Origin of the sequence: Vibrio sp. Vb1337, assembly GCF_033338715.1 — a bacterium.
GTDB lineage: Bacteria > Pseudomonadota > Gammaproteobacteria > Enterobacterales > Vibrionaceae > Vibrio > Vibrio alginolyticus.
This window is the reverse complement of record NZ_JAWOTD010000295.1, coordinates 1-1,018: the sequence shown is the minus strand read 5'-3', so window position 1 is coordinate 1,018 and position 1,018 is coordinate 1. Positions and strand designations below refer to the sequence as shown.

Below are 1,018 nucleotides of genomic sequence, written 5' to 3'. Positions count from 1 at the left end.
ACGAAGAAGCTTACGCAGAAAGATTAGCGCAGTTATATGGGTTTCCTCTTCATGATGGTCATGTTGATGAAGCTTGGCTGACTGAAATGTTAAAGCGAGTCAATGTTTTACCAGAAGCATTAGTGCTAACTCAAGCTGCCAATGAATCCGCGTGGGGTACTTCTCGTTTTGCTACTCAAGCAAACAACTTGTTCGGCCAATGGTGTTATAAACAGGGTTGCGGAATTGTGCCTGCTCAGCGTGCTGCTGGAAAAACTCACGAAGTTCAAAAATTCGATTCAGTTCAGCAGTCAATTCATGGCTACTTTATGAATGTGAATCGCAATCCAGCTTACGCTGACTTACGTGATATTCGAGCTATGTTGGCAGATAAGCACAAAAACTTGTTATCCGTGGCGACAGCATCAGAACTCACTCATGGACTGTTGTCTTACTCAGAGAGGGGCATTGCATACGTTAATGACTTACGCTCGATGATTCGTCACAATAACGCCTACTGGACTCAATAAAATAATAATCGAATGAAAAAGTTAAGCTTAATTTTAGGAAGTGCAGCACTCTTGCTCTCGTCACCGATAACGCATGCTCAAGAGTATATGTTTACGTATTCCAAACTGTATACTCAGTTAAAAAATAACACTAAAGAAGGGCATGATGACGTTAAAGTCGGTGTGTTCTTCGTCGATGCCAGAACTAAGCAGCTGTGTGCGATCGAAAAAGCGTGGATGGAAAAGGAAGAACACTACGAAGAGTTTGTGATTCCAGCGTCGAAAGAACTGCCATTACCGATCGACAAAAATCTAAAATCCGCAAATCCTTTGGTATTCGTACATACCCCTAAAGATAGCCGATGTGATTATTCTTTAGTTGTTATGACGAAAGAACCGTTACAGGGTAGCGTTTCTTACGAGCAACTGAAGCCATTAATGCCTCAAATGCAAAGCATGTTAGAGGATTTAGGGGGGATGTTTGCTGGATGGTTCACACCTGAAGTACAGGGCGTCACAATGGAGTTTGC

Annotated in this window: 2 protein-coding genes; both read left to right on the top strand. The window is 42.4% G+C overall.

Going from position 1 to position 1,018, the window contains the following annotated elements; translation table 11 throughout:
- The coding region (locus tag R7E42_RS25745; RefSeq protein WP_318073347.1) for a glucosaminidase domain-containing protein at positions 1-509 on the top strand (509 nt) is incomplete at its 5' end.
- 12 nt (positions 510-521) lie between these two features.
- The coding region (locus tag R7E42_RS25740) for a DUF2987 domain-containing protein (RefSeq protein ID WP_318073346.1) at positions 522-1,018 on the top strand (497 nt) is incomplete at its 3' end.